At 54.2% G+C, this 535-nt stretch carries 1 pseudogene; it reads left to right on the top strand.

From position 1 onward, the window contains the following. A pseudogene (locus ACNQ0W_RS25345) lies at positions 1-535 on the top strand (host specificity protein); the annotation flags it as partial.

Below are 535 nucleotides of genomic sequence, written 5' to 3'. Positions count from 1 at the left end.
GCGTGACACCGATGACAGCACCAGCCAGATGCTGCAGAACAAAACGCAGGTGCAAGCGATTACTGAGGTGATCGATGCTCGCCTGCGATATCCACACACCGCGCTGCTGTATGTGTCCTTTAACGCAAAGTCATTCAACAACATCCCTAAGATTTCCTGCATGCCGAAGGGTCGCATCATCCGAATCCCTTCGAACTATGATCCAATAGCGCGGACTTATAGCGGAACATGGGACGGGACGTTTAAATGGGGCTGGACGAATAACCCGGCGTGGATTTGGTTCGATGTTCTGACTGAGCCGCGCTTCGGCCTTGGGCGCCGCGTGACGCCAGAAATGCTCGATAAGTGGGAGCTCTATCGCATCGCCCAGCGCTGCGACCAGAAGGTACCCGACGGGAAAGGCGGAAGCGGTACCGAGCCACGCTTCATGTTTGATGTTTACATCCAGTCCCAGGCTGATGCCTGGCAGGTGATTAAAGATATTGCCGCGGGCTTCAACGGAATGACTTTCTGGGGCAACAACATGTTCAATGTT

This window comes from Enterobacter cloacae complex sp. 6730903 (assembly GCF_048283985.1).
Taxonomy (GTDB): domain Bacteria; phylum Pseudomonadota; class Gammaproteobacteria; order Enterobacterales; family Enterobacteriaceae; genus Enterobacter; species Enterobacter hormaechei_C.
Note: the sequence above shows the minus strand (reverse complement) of the source record. Positions and strands in the feature narration are given on the sequence as shown.